The organism is Deltaproteobacteria bacterium, assembly GCA_022340465.1.
Classification (GTDB): domain Bacteria; phylum Desulfobacterota; class Desulfobacteria; order Desulfobacterales; family B30-G6; genus JAJDNW01.
In genome coordinates this window covers 25227-49165 of sequence record JAJDNW010000003.1, presented here as the reverse complement: position 1 = coordinate 49165, position 23939 = coordinate 25227, and the positions used below count along the sequence as shown (strand labels likewise).

At 55.2% G+C, this 23939-nt stretch carries 24 protein-coding genes; 7 read left to right on the top strand and 17 right to left on the bottom strand.

The genetic code is table 11. The features are described 5' to 3' along the window. Nucleotides 1-41 precede the first annotated feature (41 nt). From LJE94_00575 to LJE94_00550, 6 genes are all read right to left on the bottom strand, one after another. A complete protein-coding gene (locus tag LJE94_00575; protein ID MCG6908598.1) occupies nucleotides 42-1181 on the bottom strand; it encodes a beta-lactamase family protein in 1140 nt (379 codons plus the stop codon). A gap of 87 nt (nucleotides 1182-1268) precedes the next feature. Beyond that, nucleotides 1269-2303, bottom strand: coding sequence for an extracellular solute-binding protein (locus LJE94_00570; protein ID MCG6908597.1), 1035 nt, complete (start codon nucleotides 2301-2303; stop codon nucleotides 1269-1271). 171 nt (nucleotides 2304-2474) lie between these two features. Further along, nucleotides 2475-3296 (bottom strand): ABC transporter permease, encoded by an 822-nt coding sequence (locus LJE94_00565; protein MCG6908596.1) that lies wholly within the window; start codon nucleotides 3294-3296, stop codon nucleotides 2475-2477. Continuing rightward, nucleotides 3293-4225, bottom strand: a complete 933-nt coding sequence (locus tag LJE94_00560; GenBank protein MCG6908595.1) for an ABC transporter permease — start codon at nucleotides 4223-4225, stop codon at nucleotides 3293-3295. The genes LJE94_00565 and LJE94_00560 overlap by 4 nt, the downstream gene beginning before the upstream one ends. Then, the gene (locus tag LJE94_00555) at nucleotides 4225-5301 is read right to left on the bottom strand and encodes an ABC transporter ATP-binding protein (GenBank protein MCG6908594.1); all 1077 of its coding nucleotides are present in this window, start codon (nucleotides 5299-5301) and stop codon (nucleotides 4225-4227) included. Before LJE94_00555 ends, LJE94_00560 begins: the two co-directional genes overlap by 1 nt. 353 nt (nucleotides 5302-5654) lie before the next feature. Next, a complete protein-coding gene (locus LJE94_00550) occupies nucleotides 5655-6572 on the bottom strand; it encodes a CoA ester lyase (protein MCG6908593.1) in 918 nt (305 codons plus the stop codon). Nucleotides 6573-6848: 276 nt separating this feature from the next. On the opposite strand from LJE94_00550, the gene LJE94_00545 reads away from it, so the two are divergent. The 3 genes from LJE94_00545 (at nucleotide 6849) to LJE94_00535 (ending at nucleotide 10767) form a co-directional block, all read left to right on the top strand. Then, entirely contained in the window at nucleotides 6849-7373 is a 525-nt protein-coding gene (locus tag LJE94_00545) for a hypothetical protein (protein ID MCG6908592.1), read from the top strand. 122 nt (nucleotides 7374-7495) lie between these two features. Next, nucleotides 7496-8401: a glycyl-radical enzyme activating protein gene (locus LJE94_00540; GenBank protein MCG6908591.1), complete on the top strand. Its 906-nt coding sequence runs from the start codon at nucleotides 7496-7498 to the stop codon at nucleotides 8399-8401. A gap of 5 nt (nucleotides 8402-8406) precedes the next feature. Then, a complete protein-coding gene (locus tag LJE94_00535) occupies nucleotides 8407-10767 on the top strand; it encodes a glycyl radical protein (protein ID MCG6908590.1) in 2361 nt (786 codons plus the stop codon). 230 nt (nucleotides 10768-10997) lie between these two features. Here LJE94_00535 and LJE94_00530 read toward each other — a convergent pair whose 3' ends face one another. The 11 genes from LJE94_00530 to LJE94_00480 form a co-directional block, all read right to left on the bottom strand. Continuing rightward, nucleotides 10998-11897, bottom strand: a complete 900-nt coding sequence (locus tag LJE94_00530; protein ID MCG6908589.1) for a methylenetetrahydrofolate reductase — start codon at nucleotides 11895-11897, stop codon at nucleotides 10998-11000. A 56-nt stretch (nucleotides 11898-11953) separates the two neighbouring features. Further along, nucleotides 11954-12673: a methylenetetrahydrofolate reductase C-terminal domain-containing protein gene (locus tag LJE94_00525; GenBank protein ID MCG6908588.1), complete on the bottom strand. Its 720-nt coding sequence runs from the start codon at nucleotides 12671-12673 to the stop codon at nucleotides 11954-11956. Nucleotides 12674-12684: 11 nt separating this feature from the next. Next, on the bottom strand, nucleotides 12685-13392 hold the full coding sequence (locus LJE94_00520) for a hypothetical protein (protein MCG6908587.1): 708 nt from the start codon (nucleotides 13390-13392) through the stop codon (nucleotides 12685-12687). A 221-nt stretch (nucleotides 13393-13613) separates the two neighbouring features. After that, nucleotides 13614-13988 carry a DsrE family protein gene (locus tag LJE94_00515; GenBank protein ID MCG6908586.1) on the bottom strand — a complete coding sequence of 125 codons (375 nt, stop codon included), beginning with the start codon at nucleotides 13986-13988 and terminating at the stop codon, nucleotides 13614-13616. A 56-nt stretch (nucleotides 13989-14044) separates the two neighbouring features. After that, on the bottom strand, nucleotides 14045-15208 hold the full coding sequence (locus LJE94_00510; GenBank protein ID MCG6908585.1) for a 4Fe-4S dicluster domain-containing protein: 1164 nt from the start codon (nucleotides 15206-15208) through the stop codon (nucleotides 14045-14047). A 21-nt stretch (nucleotides 15209-15229) separates the two neighbouring features. Beyond that, nucleotides 15230-15499 carry a winged helix-turn-helix domain-containing protein gene (locus LJE94_00505; GenBank protein ID MCG6908584.1) on the bottom strand — a complete coding sequence of 90 codons (270 nt, stop codon included), beginning with the start codon at nucleotides 15497-15499 and terminating at the stop codon, nucleotides 15230-15232. Between the two features lie 11 nt (nucleotides 15500-15510). Continuing rightward, nucleotides 15511-17421: a CoB--CoM heterodisulfide reductase iron-sulfur subunit A family protein gene (locus tag LJE94_00500; GenBank protein MCG6908583.1), complete on the bottom strand. Its 1911-nt coding sequence runs from the start codon at nucleotides 17419-17421 to the stop codon at nucleotides 15511-15513. Nucleotides 17422-17509: 88 nt separating this feature from the next. Then, nucleotides 17510-18820 carry an FAD-dependent oxidoreductase gene (locus tag LJE94_00495; protein MCG6908582.1) on the bottom strand — a complete coding sequence of 437 codons (1311 nt, stop codon included), beginning with the start codon at nucleotides 18818-18820 and terminating at the stop codon, nucleotides 17510-17512. A 35-nt stretch (nucleotides 18821-18855) separates the two neighbouring features. Then, nucleotides 18856-19284, bottom strand: a complete 429-nt coding sequence (locus tag LJE94_00490; protein ID MCG6908581.1) for a hydrogenase iron-sulfur subunit — start codon at nucleotides 19282-19284, stop codon at nucleotides 18856-18858. Between the two features lie 193 nt (nucleotides 19285-19477). After that, entirely contained in the window at nucleotides 19478-19732 is a 255-nt protein-coding gene (locus LJE94_00485; GenBank protein ID MCG6908580.1) for a sulfurtransferase TusA family protein, read from the bottom strand. 20 nt (nucleotides 19733-19752) lie between these two features. After that, nucleotides 19753-19983: a hypothetical protein gene (locus tag LJE94_00480; GenBank protein MCG6908579.1), complete on the bottom strand. Its 231-nt coding sequence runs from the start codon at nucleotides 19981-19983 to the stop codon at nucleotides 19753-19755. A 228-nt stretch (nucleotides 19984-20211) separates the two neighbouring features. On the opposite strand from LJE94_00480, the gene LJE94_00475 reads away from it, so the two are divergent. From LJE94_00475 to LJE94_00460, 4 genes are all read left to right on the top strand, one after another. Continuing rightward, nucleotides 20212-21579, top strand: coding sequence for a sigma 54-interacting transcriptional regulator (locus LJE94_00475; GenBank protein ID MCG6908578.1), 1368 nt, complete (start codon nucleotides 20212-20214; stop codon nucleotides 21577-21579). Nucleotides 21580-21704: 125 nt separating this feature from the next. Next, nucleotides 21705-22358, top strand: coding sequence for a DUF1638 domain-containing protein (locus LJE94_00470; protein ID MCG6908577.1), 654 nt, complete (start codon nucleotides 21705-21707; stop codon nucleotides 22356-22358). Nucleotides 22359-22929: 571 nt separating this feature from the next. After that, entirely contained in the window at nucleotides 22930-23193 is a 264-nt protein-coding gene (locus LJE94_00465; protein MCG6908576.1) for a hypothetical protein, read from the top strand. Between the two features lie 179 nt (nucleotides 23194-23372). Beyond that, the gene (locus LJE94_00460) at nucleotides 23373-23780 is read left to right on the top strand and encodes an OsmC family protein (protein MCG6908575.1); all 408 of its coding nucleotides are present in this window, start codon (nucleotides 23373-23375) and stop codon (nucleotides 23778-23780) included. The last annotated feature ends 159 nt before the right edge of the window (nucleotides 23781-23939 follow it).

The following is a 23939-nucleotide window of genomic DNA, read 5'->3' as shown; positions in this document are numbered from 1 at the left end:
AGAAATTCTCCAGCGAATTATTCGCGGGAAGGTTTGCCTTTTCAACCGACGGCTGCGGCAATGGCCTCGAAGGTGTCTATCAGCAGCAGGTCCAGGTCGTCGTTTTCGGGGTCCGGCTGGGCGGCAACCTTGGCAATGACGACCTCCCGCGTGGGGTCGATCCAAAGCCACTGACCGTGAATGCCGATGGCGCAATAGGCGCCCGACGCATGGCCGGTCTGGTACCATTTGCTGCGATAGCGCCCCTTGGGAAACAGCTTTGCAAAATCGCCCTTTTGCCAGGCATTGCGGTCGCCGTTGCTGCGGATATCCTCGATCCACCGCGCGGGCAGGATGCCCCGCCCTCCGAGACGCATCATTTCACCGAAACGGGCCAAGTCCCGGGGCAAAACGCATATCCCGCCGGCCGTACGCGGCGACCCTTCCGCATCGACGGTTACATAGGCATCGGCCTCGGCTCCCATCGGCTTCCAGACCAGCCCTGAAAAAAGAGAGGCAAAATCCTGTCCGCTGGCACGCTCCACCAGCCACCCAAGCATATCCGAATTGGGCGACATGTATCTGAACACCTGTCCATGCGGTGACGGTGACGGCGCAAGGTTGGCCAGCATACCGTGCAGGGTCTCGGGCGTTTCCCCGGGAAGAGGCGGTTCCCAGAGAGTGGCGCGCCGGTAGCGCCCGTAGTCGCCCGAGAGGTCCACGTACTCTTCCACGAAGGAAGAACTGACCGTCATATCGAGCACGTGGCGCACCGTGCAGTCGCCGTATGCCGAGCCTTCTGCTTCCGGAATGTAAGCCACCACGGGACGGTTCGGATCCAGTTTTCCCTCCTCGACCAGAATTCCGGTCATGGCCCCGGTCAGAGATTTACTAACCGAAAAGATAATGTGCGGGCTGTTCCCGTCATACCCCCCCCCATACCATTCCGTGGCCAGCCGCCCCTTGTGAAGAACCACCAGTCCACGCGTGTCGGTCGCTGTGAGCACGTCAAGAAGCGGGCGGGCCCTGCCAAAACGATCGACGACCTCGAGCGCATCCAGCGACGTCAGCCGGGTGTCCAGCATCCAAGGCTTTTCCGGCGCTTCGATACGAGCGGCGGGAACGAGTTTGCCCACGTTGTGAAAGGATTGGGAGCTGTAGGGGCTTGTGCGCCAGTTGGCGAGTGTAACCGAAGTGTCCATTTTACTCCTTTAAAAAAGGAGGGCCTGTCACGCAGGCCCTCCTTCGGTGTGATATAATCCGGTTAACGATAACCGTCTTCCGGCAGGCTATTTGGTCAGCTCCGTCCAGATGGCCGTGTTGTAGTCAGTGGCCTCTTTGGAGCAGGCCGGTATAAACACACCGGCACTTTTAAACTCGTCGGGAACGACGATTTCCACGGCGCTGCTCATGTCTTCCGGCATGAACTTCTCCGAACCGGCTATGCCGTTGGCATAGCGTGCAAAACTCGAAATCATGGCCGCGTTTTCGGGCTCCATGATGAAGTTCATGAACAACTTGGCGTTTTCGACGTTTTTGGCACTTTTCAGAATAGCTACACTGTCCATCCATACCGGATACCCTTCTTTCGGATAGCCGAAGTGGATCGACGGTTTTGCCAGACGGGCACGAAACACCGCGCCGTTCCAGTAAGCGGCCGCAAGGTAATCTCCACGCGGCATTTTTTCGGACAGGCCGTAATCGAACGACACCCAGTACTGTTTTGCGTTCATCAGGACGTCCCGCGCCTTTTTCAGGGCGACCTTGTCCGTGGTGCAGGGCTGGCTACCGACATACATAAGGGCCAGCGCCATAACATCCCCCATTTCGGGCGGCATGTTGATCTTGCCCTGCAGTTCCTTGGGCGGATCGAAAACGATGGCGGAGGTGTTGATGTCGCCTTTATAATATTCGGTGTCCACTGCGATGCCCACCGTGCCCCACTGCCAGGGCACACTGTAGTGACGTCCCGGGTCCCAACTGGGGTTGCGCCATTCCTGGGCCACATTTTTGAAGTTCTCCATTTGGTCCGGGCGCGCTTCCAAAAGCAGCCCCTCATCGGCCATGATTTTCACGTAATTGGCGGAGGGGCAGACCATGTCGAAACCGTGTCCGCCGGCCTTGACCTTGGCCAGCATGGTGGAATTGGAATCATAGTCCGTGATGATTACCTTGACGTCATACTTGGTCTCGAATTTCTTGACCAGGTCGGGATTGGTGTAGTCCCCCCAGTTGTAAAAGTTCAGTTCTCCAGCGGCCATGGCCGTACCCGCAACCGCCAAAAACGCCGCAGCGACGACAATGAGTAGCATCTTCTTTTTCATCTATGAAACTCCTTTGCTTAAAGTTTATGGCTGCCGTTCCATATCTCCGCTGACATTGCGATCGGCAGACCTGTCGTTAAAATAGATGTACCTGTGTACCGCGTGCCTCCTTTCTTTATAATGGTTTAGACTGCAAACCGGGCACCTCGGCCGGTCGTTGATGCAGTGCCTTTACTTGCCGAATTTTTTGTCAACAATAAAAAACACCCCCAACACGGTGATGGAGATGCAAACCAGAACCGTCGAAATGGCGTTGATTTCCGGCGTGACGATGCGGCGCAGCTGCCCCAGCATGTAGGTGGGCAGCGTCTCCTGGCCGGACGATTTGATAAACTCGGTGATCACCACGTCATCCAGCGAAATGACGAAAGCCAGCATGGCGCCGGCAATGATGCCCGGCCAGAGCAGCGGCAGGGTCACCCGCTTGAAGGTTTTCCACGGCGTGGCATAAAGGTCGGAGGCGGCCGTTTCCAGCATCAGGTCCATGCTTTCCAGCCGGGCCCGGATGGGCAGATAGGCAAACGGAATGCAGAAAGCGGTATGGGCCGCCACCAGATACACCATTCCCTGAATACCGGTAACTATCTTGATGATGGCAAAAAGCGTCAGCAACGCCACGGCGGTGACGATCTCGGGCACCATCAAGGGCTGGTTGATCATCACGTAGATAAAGGTCAATCCCTTGAAAGGCCGTATGCGGGTAGTGCCCAGTGCGGCCATGGTGGCCAGCACGGTCCCATAGATGGAAGCCTGCAGCGCGAGGATGAGAGATCGAATGGAGGCGTCCTGTACCGCCTCGTTGTGCCAGGCCGACACATACCACTTCAGTGAAAAGCCCTCCCACAGGGCAATGTTTTCTCCGAGGTTGAAGGAATACACGATCAGCACGAAAATAGGCGCGTAGAGCATCACGAAGCAGGCGATGGCAATGAAGCTGAACCCGGGTTGTTTTTTCAGCGAAAATGGTTTCCGTTGTTTGGCAGCGGTCGTCATCGCGGACCATCCGTATCGCTTTGCATGTTACGCACGTAGAAAAGCAGGGCGATCATCACGATGGCCAGCAGGGTGATGGAAAGCGCCGCACCCAAGGGCCAGTTACGCCCGGCGCCAAACTGCAGCTCAATCAGGTTGCCGAGCATCATCTTCTTGCCTCCGCCGAGCACCCGGGGAGTGACGAAGGCTCCCAGCGAAGGGATGAACACCAGAATGGACCCGGCGATAATCCCGGGCTTTACCAGCGGAATGATCACCCGGCGGAGCACCCTGCCCCGCGAGGCATACAGGTCGTAGGCCGCCTCCACCAGGTTGAAGTCCAACCGCTCCATGGAAGCATAGAGGGGCAGCACCATCAGCGGCAGGTACACGTAAGCCATCCCCACCATGATGGCAAAATCGGTGAACATCATCTGGATGGGGCTGTCGATGATCCCTGACTTCATGAGTATCGTGTTGACAAGGCCCCGATTGCGAATCACCTCCAGAATCGCGAAAGTGCGAATCAACAGGTTGGTCCAGAAGGGAATCGTGACCAGAAACAGCCAGATATTGCGGGATGTCCGCGGTCGTGTGGCAATGAAATAAGCCGTGGGAAACCCGATCGCCAAAGTGATCGCCGTCGTCAGCGTAGAGAGCTTGACCGACCGCCACAAGATACGCAGGTGGGCATCCGCCAGCCCGAGCGTGCCGTCGAATATGTCTCTCACAAAAACCACATTGAACCAGGCATCCGGAGAAAATTTCCAGACGATGCCGCCGTATTCGCCACCGGCGAGAAACGAATAAACGACTACGATTAAAAGCGGACCTGATGCCGCAAAAAAAAGAACGATAAGGGCGGGCATGCTGAGCAGCCAACTCCTGCGGGTGCTCCTTCTTTGCGCTTCCGCCTCCAAATTGGAAACCATGTCGTCGTTTGCTGCCATCAGTCCCTCAACACCTGCACGGCGTTCGATTTGAATACAATACCCACCGGCTGACCGACCTGAAAACTCTCCGTATCTTCCCGCTGGTTCTGGTGGCGGGTCACAAACACACTTTCGTCCGGTAGGCGGACGTGATAGTGCGTATCCGTACCGACATACACGATGTTTTCAAGTATTCCGTTCAAGTCCCCCGCCGTTTCGCTTTCCATGTGGATGCGTGCATATTCCGGTCGGACCACGGCCGTCACCGTGTCTTCCGGCAGCATGCCTTCGGGCAACGAAATGGAGACCTCCTTCCCCGAAGCGAGCTTCAGCAGGGCTTCTCCTCCATTGGCGGAAACCACCCGGGCGGACAGAAAATTGGTGCTGCCGATGAAGTCGGCCACGAAACGCTCCACGGGATGATTGTAAATCTGACGCGGTGTGCCCACCTGCAAAATACGACCGGCCTCCATCACCGCGATGCGGTCGGACATGGTCAGCGCTTCTTCCTGGTCGTGGGTGACGAAAATGAAGGTGATGCCGGTTTCGCTCTGCAGGCGCTTCAGTTCGATCTGCATCTCCTTGCGCAGCTTGTAGTCAAGCGCCGCCAAGGGCTCGTCCAGCAGCAGCACCTCCGGTTTGGGGGCCAGGGCCCTGGCCAGGGCCACACGCTGCTGCTGTCCGCCGGATATCTGGTCGGTGCGGCGATGGCGCAGATCCTCCATTTTTACCATGGCCAGCATTTCATGAACCGTTTTCTTGATGTGCCCTTTCGGTTTTCCCAGCATCTCCAGCCCGAAAGAGATGTTCTGGGAGACGGTCATGTGTGGAAACAGGGCATAGCTTTGAAATACGGTATTAATGGAGCGATGATAAGGCGGCAGGTGTGAAATGTCTTTTCCGTGAAGCTTGATGATGCCTGCCGTCGGATGGTCGAAGCCGGCAATCAGGCGCAGCAAGGTTGTTTTGCCGCAGCCGGAGGGCCCCAGCAGGGTAAAAAACTCATTTTCCTCTATAGCCACGGTAACATCGTTCAAGGCCAGGATTTTGTCTTTGCCGCTTCCGAACGCTTTGGTGACCCCCTCGGCAGTAATCGCCTTTTCCAAAGATTCAGCAGGGGGCGGGGTCTTTTTTCCAGTATCCTTAATCAAGATCGCTCCTTATCATCTGCTATGAAGTTCCCCCATATCGTGTATCGCAGTCTTAATTTGATGTCAATAAAATCAGTACAATAGATGGCGTGCTCGCAACGGAAACATCCCTGATGGTAGATCTGGTAAAAGAAAAAAATGATTATGGCACCGCTTGGGATTGATTCGTCGGCCAGTATTTTTTAGCGGAAAGTACCATCGCATGATATCCCCTTCAACCAGTTCCCTTTTTTCCGCGGACCGCTAGGCGCTTCGGTTTTCTGCAAACAGCGCCAATTCGGGCACAAAGCCGCCGGTCATCTTCTCAGCTTCAAATACCGGGCCTGTTCCCAGAGCTGTCTTGCCAGGCGGATGGTGGCGTTATCCACCATGCGGCCGTCTACAGCCACCGCCCCCCGGCCGGCCCGAACGGCTTCTTCATGGGCCTTGATCACCCTTTCGGCCCTGGACAGATCCTCGGCGGACGGGGAGAAAACCGCGTTCACCGCGTCGATCTGCCCGGGATGGATGACCCATTTGCCGTTGAATCCCAGGGCGGCCGCCATGGCCGCAGACTTCTTAAGGCCCTCGATGTCCTTGAAATTGCCATAGGGCGCATCGATGGCCATGAGACCGTGCGCCTTGGACGCCATAACAACCCGGCTCAGTGGGAAATGCCAGCGGTGGCCCGGATAGATCTCGTCCTCCTTTTCTCCGTGACCGGAAATGGAAACCAGCCTTGCACCGATGGAGGCCGAATAGTCGGCAATCCCGAAAATCAGGGTTTTGAGCCGCCTGGAAGCACAGGCGGTCCGGGACACCTGCTCCAGGCCCGCGGCGCTCTCGATGGAAGCTTCGATGCCGATAGGCGCTTCGATGCCTCGATTCATCTCGATGCCGTCCAGCAGCCGGCTCACGCAATGGATATCCCGGGGATGGTCCACCTTGGGGACCACGATGGTGTCGACCACGCCCCCAGCCGCCTCGGCGACCGCCAGAATGTCCTGGTACCCGTAGCCCGTATCGAGCCCGTTTATTCTGACGGCCACGGTTTTATCCCCCCATGCCATGGAAAGCAGCGAGTCCACTACCTGCGCCCGTGCCGCTTCCTTGGCATCCAGCGGCACGCTGTCCTCCATATCCAGCATGACGACATCCGCGCTGCTGTCAAGCGCCTTGGCGTGCATTTTCTGAACATGGCCGGGAACCGAAAGTATGGACCTTCTCGGTTTCATATACCTTTCTCCTTTCAGATGTAGATAAATGTTTCATTTTGTTATATAGGGTACGCTTATATCGGTTGTCACCAATCTCTTCGGGCCCGGATTGACGTTCCACGCAAGCTCTCTTTCTAAGAGAAAACCATTTTTCTCGTAGCGTGGCAACCGCTATTGTGTAGATTTTACCCCAACGTTAAACACGGTTTCAAGGAGCGTTTGCCCGGGAGGATTCCGCACATGTCTCATGACCTGATAAATGATCTCATTTCGACTTTAAACCAGAAGGTTGTCGTGAACAAAGCCAGGCTGGTCGAAATCCTGATCTTGAGCGGAATGCCGGAAAGAACCGAAAACCTGCGCTACCTGGGGTTCAATCGCCAGGTTATCAAGACGGAAAACCGCACCGCCGAGTTTTCCGCCATAGCGGTGATCAACAATCACAGGGCCGATAAGTGGCGACTGGAAGGCTACCGGCGCAAATTGAGCCGGCTCGTCTTCGACAAGCGCTGGACGCGCAATCCTCTGGACATTTTCATCAACAATCTCAGGTGTTCACCGGATATGATGAACCTGCTGGCGGCCTCCGACGGCACCTACACCCTGTTGGGCATGCTCAGCGTTCAGGTCGTACAGGTGGCGGGAGAGCGTCGGCGCACGGTTCACCATGTGCGGCCGGTCATCGCGGTTTCCGGAATCGACGACGTCTTGGAAAAAATCGTCGCGGCATTCGAAGAGGAAAACGAAATTCGGAGAACCAGGATCAAAGGCCTCCCATTCCATCGCGAAATCACCAGGCCGGCCTCCGGTGATTCCTGACCCTACACATTAGAAACATGTATCAGCACGGATGGTGTTTTATATCACAAGTTCTGGGACCCGAATACTGTTCTTAAATGCAGCAGACGGTTTCTAATGAAAGAAGCGGTAACACCCAACCCATGCAGACCGGCATCATCTTCGACATCAAACGCTACGCCATCCACGACGGTCCCGGCATCCGGACGACCGTCTTCTTCAAGGGTTGTCCGTTGAGATGCCCCTGGTGCCACAACCCCGAGGGCCTCGACAGGGTACCGCAAGTGGCCTACCGGCAAGACCGCTGCATCGGGTGCGGGGAATGCATCGACGCCTGTCCGGAAAAGGCGCTTGCCCTCACCCCGGAGGGCGTCCGCACGGACGAGACGCGCTGTCGGCATTGCGGCGCTTGTTCCAAAGCCTGCCCGGCGGATGCCCGCGAACTCGTGGGGAAAATAGCAAGCGTCCGGGAAGTGCTCGACATCATCAAAAAAGATGTCCCTTTTTTCGACACGTCCGGCGGCGGGGCCACCTTTTCCGGCGGCGAACCGTTGATGCAGCCCGAATTTCTTCTGGCGCTGCTTCAAGCCTGCGGCCGCGAGGAGATTCACCGGGCCGTTGACACCACGGGATATGCGGACACGGACACCCTGATGCAGATCGCACGGCACACCGACCTTTTTCTGTACGATCTGAAATGCATGGACCCGGCCAAGCACCGGCGTTACACCGGCGTATCCAATGCATTGATCCTGAAAAATCTCGATGCCCTCTCCCGGTACGGCATCCGGATCGGCGTCCGCATCCCTCTGATTCCCGGCATCAATGACCGCGACGATGACATCGACGCATTCATTGCCCATCTGAGCCACTTGCCACGGGTGCCAATGGTGCATATTTTACCGTATCACGACTTTCAAAAACGCAAGTATACAACATTCTCGATGATCTATGACCTCGATGACGTCAGGCCGCCCTCAACCGAAAGCGTCCGGGTTATCGAGCAGCGGTTCAGGGCCGCGGGACTGACGGTCGAAGTGGGAGGTTGACCATAATGAATGCACGTATCCAGCGACTCCGCAAGGAAAGCTTCGAAGCCGTGCCCAGCATCTCCATCGAAAGGGCGCTGATAGAAACCGAATTTTACAAAGACAACCTGGGCAAACACTCGACGCCCGTGATGCGCGCCCTGGTCTTCAGGGAGCTCTGCGCCAAAAAAACCATCTACATCGGCAAAGACGAACTGATCGTGGGCGAACGGGGCCCCTTTCCCAAGGCCGTTTCAACCTTTCCGGAACTGACCTGCCACTCGGCTGAAGATTTGCGCATACTCAACGAACGGCCCATGACCCGTTTTCGCATTTCCGACGAGGAGACCGATCGTTATGACAGGGAGGTCGTTCCCTTCTGGAAGGGAAGAAGCATGCGGGACAGGGTCTTCGGCCACGTACCCGCCATCTGGGAAAAAGCCTACCGGGCGGGGCTTTTCACCGAGTTCATGGAACAACGTGCGGCCGGCCACACCACCCTGGACGGAACCATTTACAGAAAGGGCATGCTCGATTTTAAAAAGGAGATCGCCCTGGCCGTCGAAGCGCTGGATTACCTTGCCGACAGAACGGCCACCCAAAAGGCGGAAAACCTGAAGGCCATGGAGATCGCCTGCGATGCGGCCATTCTGTTCGCCGAGCGGCATGCCGACCTGGCGCTGTCCATGGCAGCACGGGAAGAGGACCCTGAGCGCAAAAAGGAACTCGAGGCCATCGCCGCCGTCTGCCGCCGTGTGCCGGCCCATGCGCCGGAGAACCTTTGGGAAGCCATCCAGATGTACTGGTTCGTCCACCTGGGCACCATCACGGAACTCAACGGCTGGGACGCCATGAATCCCGGGCGCCTGGACCAGCACCTCATGCCGTTCTATCAAAAGGACCGCGACGACGGCACGCTCGACAGGGAGCGCGCCAAGGAACTGATCAGCTGCCTGTGGATCAAGGTCAACAACCACCCGGCACCGCCCAAGGTCGGGGTAACGGCCAAGGAAAGCGGTACCTACAACGATTTCACCAACATAAACCTGGGGGGACTTAAGCCCGATGGCACGGACGCGGTCAACAAGCTGTCCTACATCATCCTGGAGGTGATCGACGAACTCCACCTGCTCCAGCCCCAGAGCAATGTGCAGATCAGCGACAAAACACCAAACCGTTTCCTCAAGGCCGCCTGCCGGGTCATCCGCAAAGGCTACGGGTACCCTTCCGTGTTCAATGCCGATGAAGTGATCATGGAACAGCTCCGGGTGGGAAAAAGTATCGAGGACGCAAGGGAGGGAGGATGCAGCGGTTGCATAGAAACCGGCGCCTTCGGCAAGGAAGCTTACATCCTGACGGGCTACCTGAACGTGCCGAAAGTTCTCGAGCTGGCGCTGAACAACGGCATCGACCCCCTGTCGGGTGAACGCCTGGGGCCAGCAACCGGGAATCCGCTGACCTTTGACAGCTTCGATACGCTTTATCAGGCCTTCGTCACGCAGCTTAACCACGTCGTCGATCTGAAAATACGCGTCAACAACTACATAGAGCGGATGTTCGCCGAACATGCCCCGGCGCCCTTTCTGTCCGTGGTCATCCAGGACTGCATCAAAAAGGGACGGGACTATTACGACGGTGGGCCGCGCTACAACACCAATTACATCCAGTGCTGCGGCATCGGCACCATCACCGACAGCCTGTCGGCCTTGAAAAAGCACGTTTTCGAGGAACAGACCATCAGCATGGCAACGCTGCTCGAAGGTTTGAAAGCCGACTTTAAAAACGAAGAGGCCCTGCGTCTCAAGCTCTGGAACAAGACCCCCTTTTTCGGTAATGACGATGACTACGCCGACAACCTGATGCAGCGGGTTTACGCCTCCCTTTTCGACGCCATCGACGGAAAACCCAACACCAAGGGAAGTGGGTATCACCTGAACATGCTCTCCACCACCTGTCACATCTACTTCGGCAGGATGCTGGGGGCCACGCCCAACGGACGCCTTGCAGGGATGCCCATCTCCGACGGTACGTCGCCGTCCCACGGCGCCGACCGCAACGGGCCTACGGCCGTGGTAAAATCCCTGGGAAAAATGGACCAGATCAAATCCGGCGGCACCCTTTTAAACCAGCGTTTCCTGCCGGACGTTCTCAAAACCGAAACGGATCTGGACAAGCTGGTGCATCTCATCCGCACCTACTTCAGGCTTAACGGTCACCACATCCAGTTCAACATCGTGGACACGGAAACCCTGAAAAAGGCCCAGGCCGTTCCCGAAGACTACACCGACCTCCTGGTGCGCGTGGCCGGCTACAGCGACTACTTCGTGGACCTGGACAAGTACCACCAGCAGGAGATCATCGAACGCACGGCCCAAAAAGAATTCTAAATAAAATCGTGTTCCACGATTTTATGAAACGCGACTACGTCGCTCCTATTCGAAAGATTTATCCGCCGTTAGTTTGGCGGGCCAAAATTCCTATCCCTGCAGCAAGCTGCAGGGTATTACGGAATTTTGCCGAAATCCTTCGGATTCCGGTATCGCTCTTCCGCAAATAAATGGATCCTTATCTATAAATTTGAATTCATCCCGCGCGGCAAGCAGCGGGGAATTCAAATTTAAACGGCGTCAATTTCAGCTTGGGAAATAATTTGCGGCACCACATCCGTCCATCCCAGGGGCATGATGTGCACGCCTTGGAACTTGTGTTTGTGCTTTTTGATAAAACGACCCATCATTTCGGCGGCCTTTTTCTTTCTGTCGGCCCTGTCGACCGACCCGATCTCTTCGATCCAATTCTCTGGAACGGTAATACCGGAAACGTTCTTATTCATGAAATTTCCCATTTGAGGGGACTTTAACACGACGACGCCCATTTGAACGGGACAGTTGAGCTTCTCGGCCTGTTCAACGAAGCGATCGACCACGGCATCGTCATAAACAGCCTGCGTTTGAAAAAATTCAGCGCCTGCATCCACTTTCTTTTTCATCTTCATCAACTGGAGCTCCAAAGGCTCGAAATTGGGGTTGACGACGGCGCCGTAGGCCAAATCGGGCGGATTTTCGATGGGATTCCCCGTAATGTCGCGCCCCTCGCTCAAACCGATGGCCATTTTTATCAGTTGGACCGAATCGAGATCAAATACCGGTTTGGCTTCCTTATGGTCCCCCAGTTGGATGTGGTCGCCGGTTAGCAGCAGCACATTGTCGATTCCCAGCGAGTAGGCCGTCAGAATGTCGCTCTGCAGGGCGATGCGGTTGCGGTCGCGGCAGGTCAACTGGTAGATCGGCTCGATGCCCCTCTCTTTGAGGCGTACGCTGGCGGCCAGGGAACCGAGCCGCATAACGGCCGATTGGTTGTCGGTGACATTGATGGCGTGAACGTGGTCCTGAAGCTGGTAGGCCTCTTTTGCGCAGGTCGGATCGATTCTTTTGTTTCTGGACACCGCGCCCTTGATCGGGCCCACCTCGCCGGTAACGACAAATTCGCCTTTTTCAAATAGATCGGTTATCTTCATTGATGCATTCTCCTGTGTGGTATGCGCTTCTATACCCCGGGCGATTATGGGAATAGTTAATCCTGATTGCTGACAGTCACCTCACCCGCCTGGCTGCAGAAGGTCGCTTCGGTCGGGCTGACCTTGAGCGTCCGCGGCCGACTCCATTTGGCGTTGTTTTTGGGCGGCTGATAGGGGTCGAGCATCTCCAGGCGGTCCAGTTTCTTGAGGCGTTCATAGATGAGCACCCAGCCGCAGGGCCGCTCCTTGTCCACCTCGCAGTAGCCGTTTTCAGCGCCACCGCAGGGGCCGTTGAGCAGTTGCTTCGAGCAAAGCGTCATGGGGCACAGCCCGCCGGTAAACTCGATCACGCATTCACCGCAAAGGGAGCAGTATTCGCTGATGGTGTCCTCGGACACGGTTTCACCACCAAAAATGGTATCGCATCCCGGGTGGATCATACCGCCGTCCGTAGCATCGATAACCGTGTGAACGCCCTGCCCGCAGCCCAGCACCAGAAAAGAATCGGCCTTTTTTGTCTCGTCGACATAATCTTCCTGCAGGACCTTGCGCGTATGGTCCAGCTTGCAAAGGCTCATTCCCTGGGGGCCGGGCACCGTGTACCCGACGACATCGACACCTCGTCTTTCCAGCCTCGCGGCCATGGCCTTGGTTTCGTCCTCGCCCCCGGAGTGGCATTTCCAGGCGCAGTTGTTGCACCCTACGACGAACACCTTTTCACCGGGTTTGATAAAGCTGACAATCTCGTCGATCGGTTTCTGTATGGTTGCATGCATACACTTTCTCCTTATTGATTGAAAAACAGTCTGGTGTGTTGAATCGCAGCCTGGTCGAGCTCCTCGTAAAGCAGCTGCAGGCGGGCGTTGGCCACGTGAATGGCGTGCGCTTTTTCCTCGCTTTCACTGTCGGTTGGGTAGCAGCTGAAACAGCGTTGGTAGCTGCCGGTGCCACCGAGGGCGCTTATCTTGAAATTCCCGTTCAGAAAGGTCTGGGCATTGTCCTCATGGGCAAAATGCTCCACCGCGGAGACCTGTTCCAAAACAACCTCTACCGACACCGGGTTGCCTTCCCTGGCAAGGTTGATGTAATCGTGAATGGTCATGATCGGGCCGCCCCCGTCCTGCAGCTCGTCGTACTTGACAACCATGCTTTCCAAAGTGAACAGGTGGTCGCCTACCGCTATGCCGGCCGCTTTGAGGCGATGATAATCCCTTTGCAAGTACCGGTTGGCGATCATCACTGCCTGCGACACGTGCATGCATAAATTGTGCGGGCAACCTTTGGCATAGCACTTTCGAAACGTAAAGGCCTCTCCATCCACCGAACCTACGTAACGGGCCAAAAAGATGTAGGCCATGAATTGGTTGTCCCGATGATGGAAATCGACCGGCAGAATCTCAAATACGGGACGGCACTCGACCCTTGCCCCTTTATGGGCGAGTTCGGTCAGGTCGGTTATACGTCTTGGCTGGCTTGATGAAATCGAATCGTTCATCACGTGCTCCTCCCCGGGCGAGCCGGTTGAAAATTCCCCTGCAGCGGGGCACCACAAAGCGAATTCTCTTTTTTTATCTCTCTTTGCAGCGTTCGGGTGTTATCATTCATCATCAATCCGATGGGCACAAAAAAGGTATCCTTTCGATATGCCGCCTTGAAAATATCAGGGACAGCCATGGGCCCTATGCGGAACGTTTTCCTGGCAACCACTATAGGTGATTAGTAGACGAATACGGCATCGGCTTCCATGGCTTCCAGGTTCAGTTTACCGGCGGCCGTCGTCTGGGAGCCTTCTACGAGTTCGGCCTCATCGATGTTGCGCTCTTTTATGCACGGCACGCACACCAGAAGCCTGCCTCCCAGTTCTTTGAACGACGCCATAAGCTCATCGACGGGCGGGAATCCACCCGGTTTGGGAAGATGACGGGCATATCCTTTCTGGCCCAGAAAGACGCCGTTGCCCTGGAGACAGACGGTCGCTTCAATATCCATGGCCAGGGCCGCATTGGCCATGGCGAAGGGCATGGCCGCCTTCTCGGGGTTCTCGCCTGCGTGGGTGCAAATGTACATGATCTTTTCTTGTTTTTCGGTCATTTTGATTTCCTTTTTTCTTTGTCCTTAAAAATTGAGCGGCATGCCAGCTTCATCTGCTAAGCTTGCATGGCGCGTTGTTTCACCCGCATGAGAAAGAGCGCCAGCGGGCGATAAAGCTGATGGGTCCATTTGGCGAAAGGCACCTCGATGACCAGCATCGGCACGGCGATCATCAGGTGGAGCACATACATGCAATAGGTCGCCAGGGGCATCTCCAGCAGTCTGGTGGCGTGGATGACAATACCGGTGAAGGTTGTCAGCCAGAGCAGAATCAGAAAAGCCCAGTCTGACGAGTGGGAATTTTCGTAAACGGTCTTGCTCTTCTTGATGCGGCCGATGATGGCGTAGGTGACCCCGTATAAAATAGCGAAGGTGGAGTAGTACCCAAGCAGCCGTATGGGGTGCCAGATGGCATAGATCTCATCCCGCTGAAACCAGCGGATGCCCACCACCACCAGCAAAAATACGATGGAATATCCGGTCATGATCAGAAGGTGAACGATCCACTGCATACGCTGCGATGGCGTGCCGCAGGAAGCAAACTTCCTCTGGGTCATAAATTGGACAACGAACTCTTTGAACTCCCTGATGTAGATGGGAATGGGAACGCCCCGGAGCAAGCGGTTCGAGAACTGCTGCTTTTCCGAAAAACTCAGTTCGGGATACTGGGCCGGATCGCCCATCACTCCCTTGAACAAACGGTAGGCGTTGCTGAGCAGGAAAAAGGAAAGCACGACCAGCATGATGATGTCGAGGATTTCAATGGTGGTGTTGGGGGCAAACACATTCAAGGCGACCCGGTCGGTCAGCATGGGGCCGTGAAAAAAATAAAACCCCAGTCCGACCATGGCTGCCACCACCAGGATGGACATGACTTCAAAGACCTTGGATGTATAAAAAAGACGTGAGATGCCGGTCCAGTCGTACCGGGAGGTCAGATAGCGCCGCAACCCCATCATGACCTCTCCCGGGTTGGCCTGGCGTGGACAGGTCTGGGTGCAGTCACCGCAGTAATAGCACAGCCAGGGTTCCGGGCTCTGGGCCAGTTTGTCGGTCAGGCCCAATTGCAGATAACGGATAACCTTGCGGGGGAACGGGGTCGATTCGGTGGAAAGCTCGCAGACCGCCGTGCAGTTCCCGCAGTTGAAACAGGCCGAAGCGTCTTCAACGCCAAATTTTTTTAAATTAATCAACAAATCCGGATTGACTATCGAACCCATGGATCCTCTCCTCTTTTTCTGTCAATCGGCGATCCGATACTTGAAATAGTCGCCGTCCTTGGCATCCTCCACGACTTCGCCGTATTTTTTCAGCGTGGAGACGAAAACAAGCACCTGTGACGTCGAAGCGTTTATGGCCTCGGCAATCTCGGGAACGGTTCGTCCTTCGTCTTTTATCTGTTCCTTTATTTTCTTGATCAGCTTATTTTGCGTTTTAATGCGCTCTTTGGCTCCGGCGACGGAGACCGATCTTTCCTGCCGGAGCTTTTTAAGTGCTTCTTTGTTTCCCATGATACGCTCCCCTAAGCGGCCACGATGGCATCCACCATCGCCTCGTATTGTTGCAGGGTCCAGCCCTTGACATTGATGGCGTTTTCCGGGCAAGCGGCTACACAGATACCGCATCCAGTGCACAAGGCCGCGTTGACCCGGGCTCTCTTTGCTTCACCGTCGGGCCCTCCCGCTTCCAGAACAATCGTCCCTTCAACGGGGCACACCTCCCGGCATTCACCATGCCCCTGGCACCGCCCCTCATCCACACTGGCTACAAACGGATCCAGCTCCGCATATCCCCTATCCAGCAGCGTGGCTGCCTTTGCAGCCGCTGCCTGCGCGGCCGCGCAGGCCTCGCCGATATCCATGGGCGCCTGGCAGGTGCCGGCCAGCAGGATTCCGGTGTTGGCCAGTTCCACGGGCCGCAGCTTGGGATGGACTTCCTGCAGGAACCGATCGGCACCCACCGGAAGCTTCATCATCTCCACCAGTTGTTTAATGTTGCCGGCCTCCATCCCCACGGAAAGCACAACCAGATCGACCGGTGCGATGACCTCCTCCCCGAACGTCAATGTGTCCTTGACTCTGATCTGCAGCGGATGCGAACGGTGATTAGCCCTTTCGACCACCGGCGGGTCCTCGGGCTCGTAACGAAAGAACAAAACATTGCGGTTGGAAGCCTCCTCATAAATCTCTTCCTGACCGCGCCCATAGGTACGAATGTCCCGGTAAAACTCGAACACCTGCGTTGCCGGATGGTGCTTTTTGATCTCAGCGGCCGCCTGGAGCGTGGCCGTACAGCACGTCCGCGAGCAGTATTCGTTCAGGTTACCGTCTGCATCCGGCTCGTGAATGCCGGGTATCTGCCGACTGCCCACGCAGTGAATCAGGGCGACGCTACGAACCGTGTTGCCGTCGATCTGCAGGTACTTGCCCTCTGCCTCGCTCTTGGCCATCTCCTCTATCAACTCGGGAAGCGTCATCACCTGCCGGTGTTTGAGATAACCGAACTCGCCGTCGCCGGGCGTATAGGTATGGAAGCCGGTGGCGAATACGACCGCCCCGGTCTCCACGGCAGTGGTCCTGGCGTCCGTGGGGACAGGCTCCGGGAAATACCCCGCGAAGGGAACGTAGTCACCGGGTCCGGCACTGGCCGCCGCCGTGATAATCTTGGCCGCGCCTTCATCTTCCACGACCGGTGGCGCCTGCTTGACGGTCAAGTTGAAGTTGCCCACATACCCCTGGAATTCAACGATTTGCGCGCAGGTGTGCACGCTAATAGCGGCCGATGCTTCGATTTTATCTGCAAAGGCCCGAACCAGGTCGGCCGCCTTTTCCCCCGTGGGAAAAAGGGTGTCGAGTTTGGCCGTCCGGCCGCCTAAAAAGGGTGATTTTTCGATGAGGGCTACCTTGAGCCCTTTCTCGGCCAGGTCAATGGCCGCGCGCATACCGGCTATTCCGCCACCGATGACCGTTGCGTGGCGCCGGGCATCCACCCTGATGGGTTCCAGGGGTGTCAATTGTTTTGTTTTGGCCACGGCCGCCGCCACCAGAGAGGCGGCCTTTTCCGTGGCCTTTTCTCCGTGATGAACCCAGCTGACCTGTTCCCTTATATTGGCATGTTCGTAGAGGTAGGGGTTAAAATTCGCCCGTTTTATGGCTCCTCGAAAGGTGAGCTCGTGAAGGCTGGGGGCACACGATGCCACGACCACCCGGTCGATGGAGCCCTCCTTGATGTCTTTCTGGATAAGCTCCTGCCCCGGATCCGAGCACATGAAGGTATTGGTATGGACCTTGGCGACACCTGGGAGCTTTTTCACCTTCTCGGCCACTGCCTCTACATCCACATGGTCTGAAATATTCCCGCCACAGTGGCAAATGTACACGCCGACTTTTTTGTCCTGGCTCTCTTTTTCTTTATCCGTCTCTTTGTCCGTCATGGCTTTACATCCAATGGTTTTTCCCGATTGTTGGCCGACACAACTGCCTTGCAGCCGACAACCGCCCGTACGAGGCTGATTTATGTTTCTAGGCTACCTTTTCGAATGAGCTGCTTTGAGCCCGCATGTATTTCGATGCCTCCATGGCAGCGGCGCCGGCCTCGGCAATGGTGTCCACGATGTCTTTGGGACCCGAGGCCACCCCCGCCGTGAACACCCCCTCCAGATCCGTAAGCGCAGGTGCCATCCTGGGCATGATGTTTTTGATGAATCCGTCACCACCCACTGAAACCGGACACACACGCCCCGGATGCCACTGGGGAACCATGCCCAGTGAGAGAACCACCAGGTCGTGTTCGCGGGTAACCACCCCGCCGCCGTCCTCCTGGGCCTCATAGCGCAGGTTGACATTCTGATTCTCACCCTGGGTGATCTTGGCCACCTTGCCTTTCACGAACTCGATGCCCATGGCCTTGGCATTCTGGAAAAACTGTTCATAGCCTTTGCCGAAGGCACGAATATCCATGTAGTAAATGGTAATATCCGCCAGCGGGAGCGCCCCGGAAAGCAGCATGCCCTGTTTGATGGCATACATGCAGCAAACCCTGGAGCAATAGGGAATCCCGATGCTCTTGTCGCGTGATCCCGCACACTGAATGTAGGCAATGGAGTCCGGTTCCTTGCCGTCGGATGGCCGCAGGACCCGCATGTAGGGACCGTGGGGCGCCAGCAACCGTTCCATCTGCATGGAAGTGATCACATTTTGAATCTGGCCGCCGCCATACTCTTTCTTTTGTTCCGCCGGGGTCAAATCGAAACCGGTGGTAAGAACGGCGCTCTGGGACTTGATAACGAAATCAACAGGCTGATCGAGGTAGTTGACCGCGTCCGTTGGGCAGACCCGATCGCACTTGCCGCAGAGGGAACAGTTGTCCATATCCAAAAGAGCGACCTGGGGGATGGCGTTGGAGAAGGGAATCCGGATGGCCTTGCGCATGTTGAACCCCCCCTGTTCGTCATCCGCGACATAGACCGGACAGCCATATTCACATTGGCGACAACCGATGCACTTGTCAGGGTCGACATAGCGGGGCATCTGGGTTACCCGGACAAGAAGCTTCTCCCCTTCGCGATCGAGGCTTTTCAACTCACAACAGGTAAAAATGGTTATATTTTCATGATGTGCGGCTGCTGCCATCTTGGGGGTCGTGATGCAACTGGCACAATCCAAGGTTGGGAATACCTTGGAAAGGCGAATCATCTTGCCCCCGATGGTGGCATCTTTCTCGATTACCGCCACTTTGTAGCCCTGATCGGCCAGGTCCAGGGCGGATTGAAGTCCTGCAATACCGCCCCCTATCGTTATGGCGTCAAATTCCATTTCTTGGTTGGGTTGCATGCATCTCTCCTGATCCGACAACACGCTTTTTAAAATTAGGCGGCTTTCTCAAATTCAGGCAGCCCGATCTCCTGGATAAGCGCGTTCATCTCGTTGACTTCCTTTAGAAAAGCCCGGTTGCACACCGTGCAGATTGCCGTCAGGCGCAGGCGCCGGATATCCAGCCCCTGCTCCTTCATCATGGCATAGACGCGGTCGATTCTTTTCGCGAGGGCATGATAGGCGCCTTCATAGGGGCATTCTTCGCCACAGGACATGATGATGATGGCGGCAATGCCCTTTTTAAAACAGTCCAGATAAAACCGTTCCGGAAACAACACCGGCGCTCGAACGCGCATGATATAGGTGTTGGCGGGATAACTCGAGTGTGCCTGGCCCACCGAGTTGGCTCCGGGGTAGGCACAGTTCTCGGTCGCCAGGATGAGGATTTTTCCCTCTTTTTTGCTGCTTGCTTGCGTTGCCATTATTCTCCTGCCCTGTTGCTGATGGATAATTGCCTGCGGGCACCTTGTTCAGCGGATTTCCTGAACAAGGCCTCCTCTTCAGGACGTGGTAGACCACAAAGACACCCGGGGGAAAAAACCGCATCCGTCCTATGTGTCTTTGTGGTCACCATGCGGCCGGGTGAAAGTACCGGCCTGAACATCACCGTACGGGTTATTTGTTGCGTTTGACATAGTGCTTGTCATAGCCGTCGGCTTCGAGCACACCGAGGTAAGCGTGGCCGACCTTGTTCGACCAGGCGGGGATGTCTTTGCGGGTGCCTGAATCGTTGGAAAAAATTTCCAGAATTTCACCGACTTTGACCTTGCCAATCCCTTTCTTGGCCTCCAGCAGGGGGCCGGGGCAGGCGCTGCCCCTGGCATCGACGGTGCTCGCAATTTCAATCGTGCTTAAATCTACATCGCTCATGATATTCTCCTTTCCCTTATTTAATTATGCATTTTGCGCATGCGAACGCTTATGCCCGGGTTGTCCGGCGATAAGTCTCTCACCGAAACGATCTCGCATTGATCGGATGGAATGATCTTTAACAGGTCGTTCAGATTCTGCGTGTCGCTCCACAGTAGTTCGAGTGTTTCATCCGCCTTAAGCGACCTGAAAGCGTTGCTGCCTTTTAAAAGCGAAAACGGCATTATCCAGTTTCTTAAATCAATCTGCATGGTCTCAGCTTCTCTTTTTCAATGTATAAAGCAATGCGGATGCCATGTTTTTCCAACTGGACACAGTCTAAAGACAACTGATTGAAATATATCTAAATAAAAAACAGTGCGGCAACAAAAATGCCTGCGAAGCGCCCAATTTGTTGCTTTGAACTTGTTCATCGGTTGTTCGTGTGTTAACTTATTGAACAATTCGCATGTTCACTTTTCTAACATATGGAGGATGCCATGTTTGAAAAAGAACTCGATTCATACTGGAAAACCGTTGTCGACACGATTCAGGATGGCGTGATGATTGTAAACACCGATGGCGTGATTGTCTCGGTCAACCGCGCCTTCGAAAATATTACCGGCTATATCCGCAATGAGATCATCGGGGCATCCTGCTCTATCCTGAACTGCAACACCTGTAAAATCGCCCGCAATAACAAAGGCCACCACTGGTGCCTGTTGTTCCAAAAAGAAAAACTGCGCAAGCAGACCTGCGTAATAAAGCGCAAAGACGACCGGTATGTTCATGTCGTGAAAAATGCGTCGGTGCTGCTTGACGCGGAAGGCAACGTGGCCGGCGCCGTCGAAACCATGACCGATATAACCGATCTCATGGACAAGGAGGTCCAGATCGAAAAATTCAGACGCGAGCTGAAGGCAGAAGACCGCTTTCACGGCATGGTCGGGTCGTCGGCCGCCATGCAGCGGGTCTTCGATCTGATTACCAATGCTGCCCGCTCGGATGCACCGGTGATTATTTTCGGCGAAAGCGGCACGGGAAAAGAACTGGTGGCCAAAGCCATCCATAACAGTGGAAATCGCAAGGATGCAGCCTATATCAAGGTCAATTGCGCCGCCCTGAACGAGTCCCTTTTGGAGAGTGAATTGTTCGGCCACGTCAAAGGGGCTTTTACCGGCGCGCATAAAACCCGTAAGGGTCGTTTTGAAGCGGCCCAGGGGGGCGACCTTTTTCTTGATGAAATCGGGGACCTGCCGCTGTCCACCCAGATCAAGCTGCTGCGGGTGCTGGAGGAAAAGGTGGTGGAGCGTGTCGGCGACAACCGGCCCATTCACATCGACACCCGTATCATTTCAGCCACCAGTCGCAATTTGAGTCAGTTGGTGGAACAAGGCGCCTACCGTGAGGACTTTTATTACCGCATCAATGTCATTCCCATCCACGTCCCCCCGCTACGGGAACGGTTCGGCGACATTCCCATCCTGGCGGACACTTTTTTTAGAAGAATGCAGATGAAAAGCGGTAAAAAAATCGAAAAAATATCCAAGACGGCCCTCGAGTCCCTGATGCAGTATAGATGGCCGGGAAACGTGCGCGAGCTTAAGAGCGCCTTCGAGTACGCTTTTGTATCCTGCAACGGTCCAACCCTCCTGCCCGAACACTTTCCATTCGACGGCAGCCGGGATGTCAACCCGGTCGAACTGGCAGCCGAGCCGGCACAAAGCCTGGACGACATCAAGAAACAGCGCCTGGTCGATGCGCTGAACCGTGCAAAGGGGAACCAATCTGAGGCAGCCAGGATTCTGGGGATCTCCAGGACGAGTGTGTGGAGCCAAATGAAGCGCTTCAATCTCAACGGCAAGTAAAGAAGGGGCATGTTAGTACTGAACCGACCGTCATTCCATTTCTGGCACCAATCTTGCTTTTACCTTGATCTAAAACAGCGCTGAGCTGAACGACCGGAACCCATTAAAAGGAGGCATCCATGAACATGGAAAAGATCTCTTTTGCCAATGTCGCCATCGTGTCCTGCGGGACGATGAGCCTGGAGCTGAATCATCTGAAAAAAGAAGGGTTCCTGGACACGAACCACCTCTATTACACCACGCCGGGGCTGCACCAGGACATTCCGGAACTGGAACGCCAGCTGGTCAACATGATCGACAAAGCCAAGCAGAAGGCTGAAAAAGTCCTGGTGGTTTACGGCGGAAAATTCTGTTACGTCAATGTCAACGAACCGACCCGGCTCATGCAGACCATTATCAAGGAACAGGGTCCCAGGGTGGGTCGCATTCAGGCCACGCAATGCATGGACATGATCGCCACGGAAGAGGAGCGCCGGCGTATCGCCCAGGAAATGGCCGGAGGCGAACCGGTGTGGTGGATGACGCCGGGCTGGGTAAAATTTCGCAAGCAGGTGTTCAAAGGCTGGGACAAGGGTATCGCCAATGAAAATTTTCCGAGGCATAGCGGTGGTGCCATCGTTCTGGACGGCATCGGTTACCTGGATCAATACATGGCGGAAGATCCCGAAGGCTTCCTGGAATACTGTGACTGGATGGGCATCCCCATGCAGGCCTACCCAGTCACGCTCGACCGGTTCAAGCGGCTTCTCGGCGAAGCAGTTGAGAACTTGGCACCCTAATTGCATCAACAGACGTTGGGAATTATACTTGGCATTACCTCCATTTGATGCATAATTACCCACCTGAGTAGCAAATCGGCCCCTTGGGAATAGGCCCACCGGGTCGATTTGCATTTCCGGACATCGGCCCCGTATGAGCATCTGCTGCCTATGTTACAAGGCAGACATGGTCGATGAGCGTTCCGGTTTAAACCCACGCCATCCCGCTGCCAGGCTTTCCGCCAAGCCCCCTTTTCAATGCTGCCGTTCATTACCCTGAGCCGAAACGGTGTCCGCCCATGCAGCCGTTCCCATCGTCAAGTTAACGTTACTTTTGCGTTAGGTAACGTTAACATATGGGTGACAACCGCGATCTTTTTCGTGATCCGCTTCGCGCCACAAGCAGCGTGTTTGCGACAACGGCACCTTGGGGGAAAAATACACCATGATCACCGCACTGGCCGCCATCATCACTCAAGACAGCCGCTATGTTGACCTGTGTGCCTCCCTGGCATCGTTTGTGCAACCATCTATTATCAGGTCAGAGAAGATTCTTTCTGGGTTTATCAACGCAACACAAAGGAGGGCGATTATGTTTGCATTAATTTATGACGAGCTTACCCCCGGAGAACGCGAGAAGAAAGTCCTGTCCCTGCACACTGACAGAAAATCCGCTGAAAGGGCCCTTGTCATTCGCCGTGACGAACTCGGGAAAAAGATCCTGGAGTGTCATACCCGCATCGTCTGGTTGCGCACCGATGCCACTCCCGGTGAAACCATAACGCCCAATCTGTTCGACACCTGGGCGCCCAACGAGGAAATACCGGAAAGTGAAAAAGTGCCCGATAGCGACTAAAGATCAATCCTATTTTTAAGGGGCACCTTGATTCCTATTCTTTTGGCCTTATTATAGCTTCATTGTCTGAACGGTATCAGATCAATTGATGATGGTTCCAAGGTTTTGTTTTACTTCAACAGCCTTGCACTCGAATCGGAATATGTTTCCGACAACTACGCCAGCCAAAAGGACTTGTCATGGAATCTATGGAAGTATATTTTCCCGGAGGTAAGAAGGTCAATGCCATTTACAAAGGCTTTACCATTGAAACCGACCAATCCAAGGATGAGGGAGGTGATGGAAGCGCATCCGAGCCCTACAGTCTCTTTCTCGCTTCTATCGGCACATGCGCAGGGGTTTATGTGGTCTACTTCTGCCAGGAACGCGGCATTGACACATCAAATATCAAAATGAAGCTTGACTTCGAGAGAAACGAAGAGAAACACTTGACCACGGCGGTTCACATCCATTTCGACCTGCCGGCGGACTTTCCGCCGAAATACAAAGCGGCGGTGGTTAAAGCGGCCCAATTGTGCACGGTAAAAAGAAACATCCTCGATCCGCCGCAGTTTACCGTTTCCGCGACCATCCGAGATAACTCCTAAACCGATAGGAACGCATAGCTGACAGGCCATAGCAAATGGATTGCCATGGGCTATTACCTGTCAGCCTGCGCTATTCTGGTCCCCTGCCCCCAGCGTTGCATTACTACACTGATGAAAACATGATTTTTCACGGCTCTCGTGTTTTCGTGATCTTTGCAG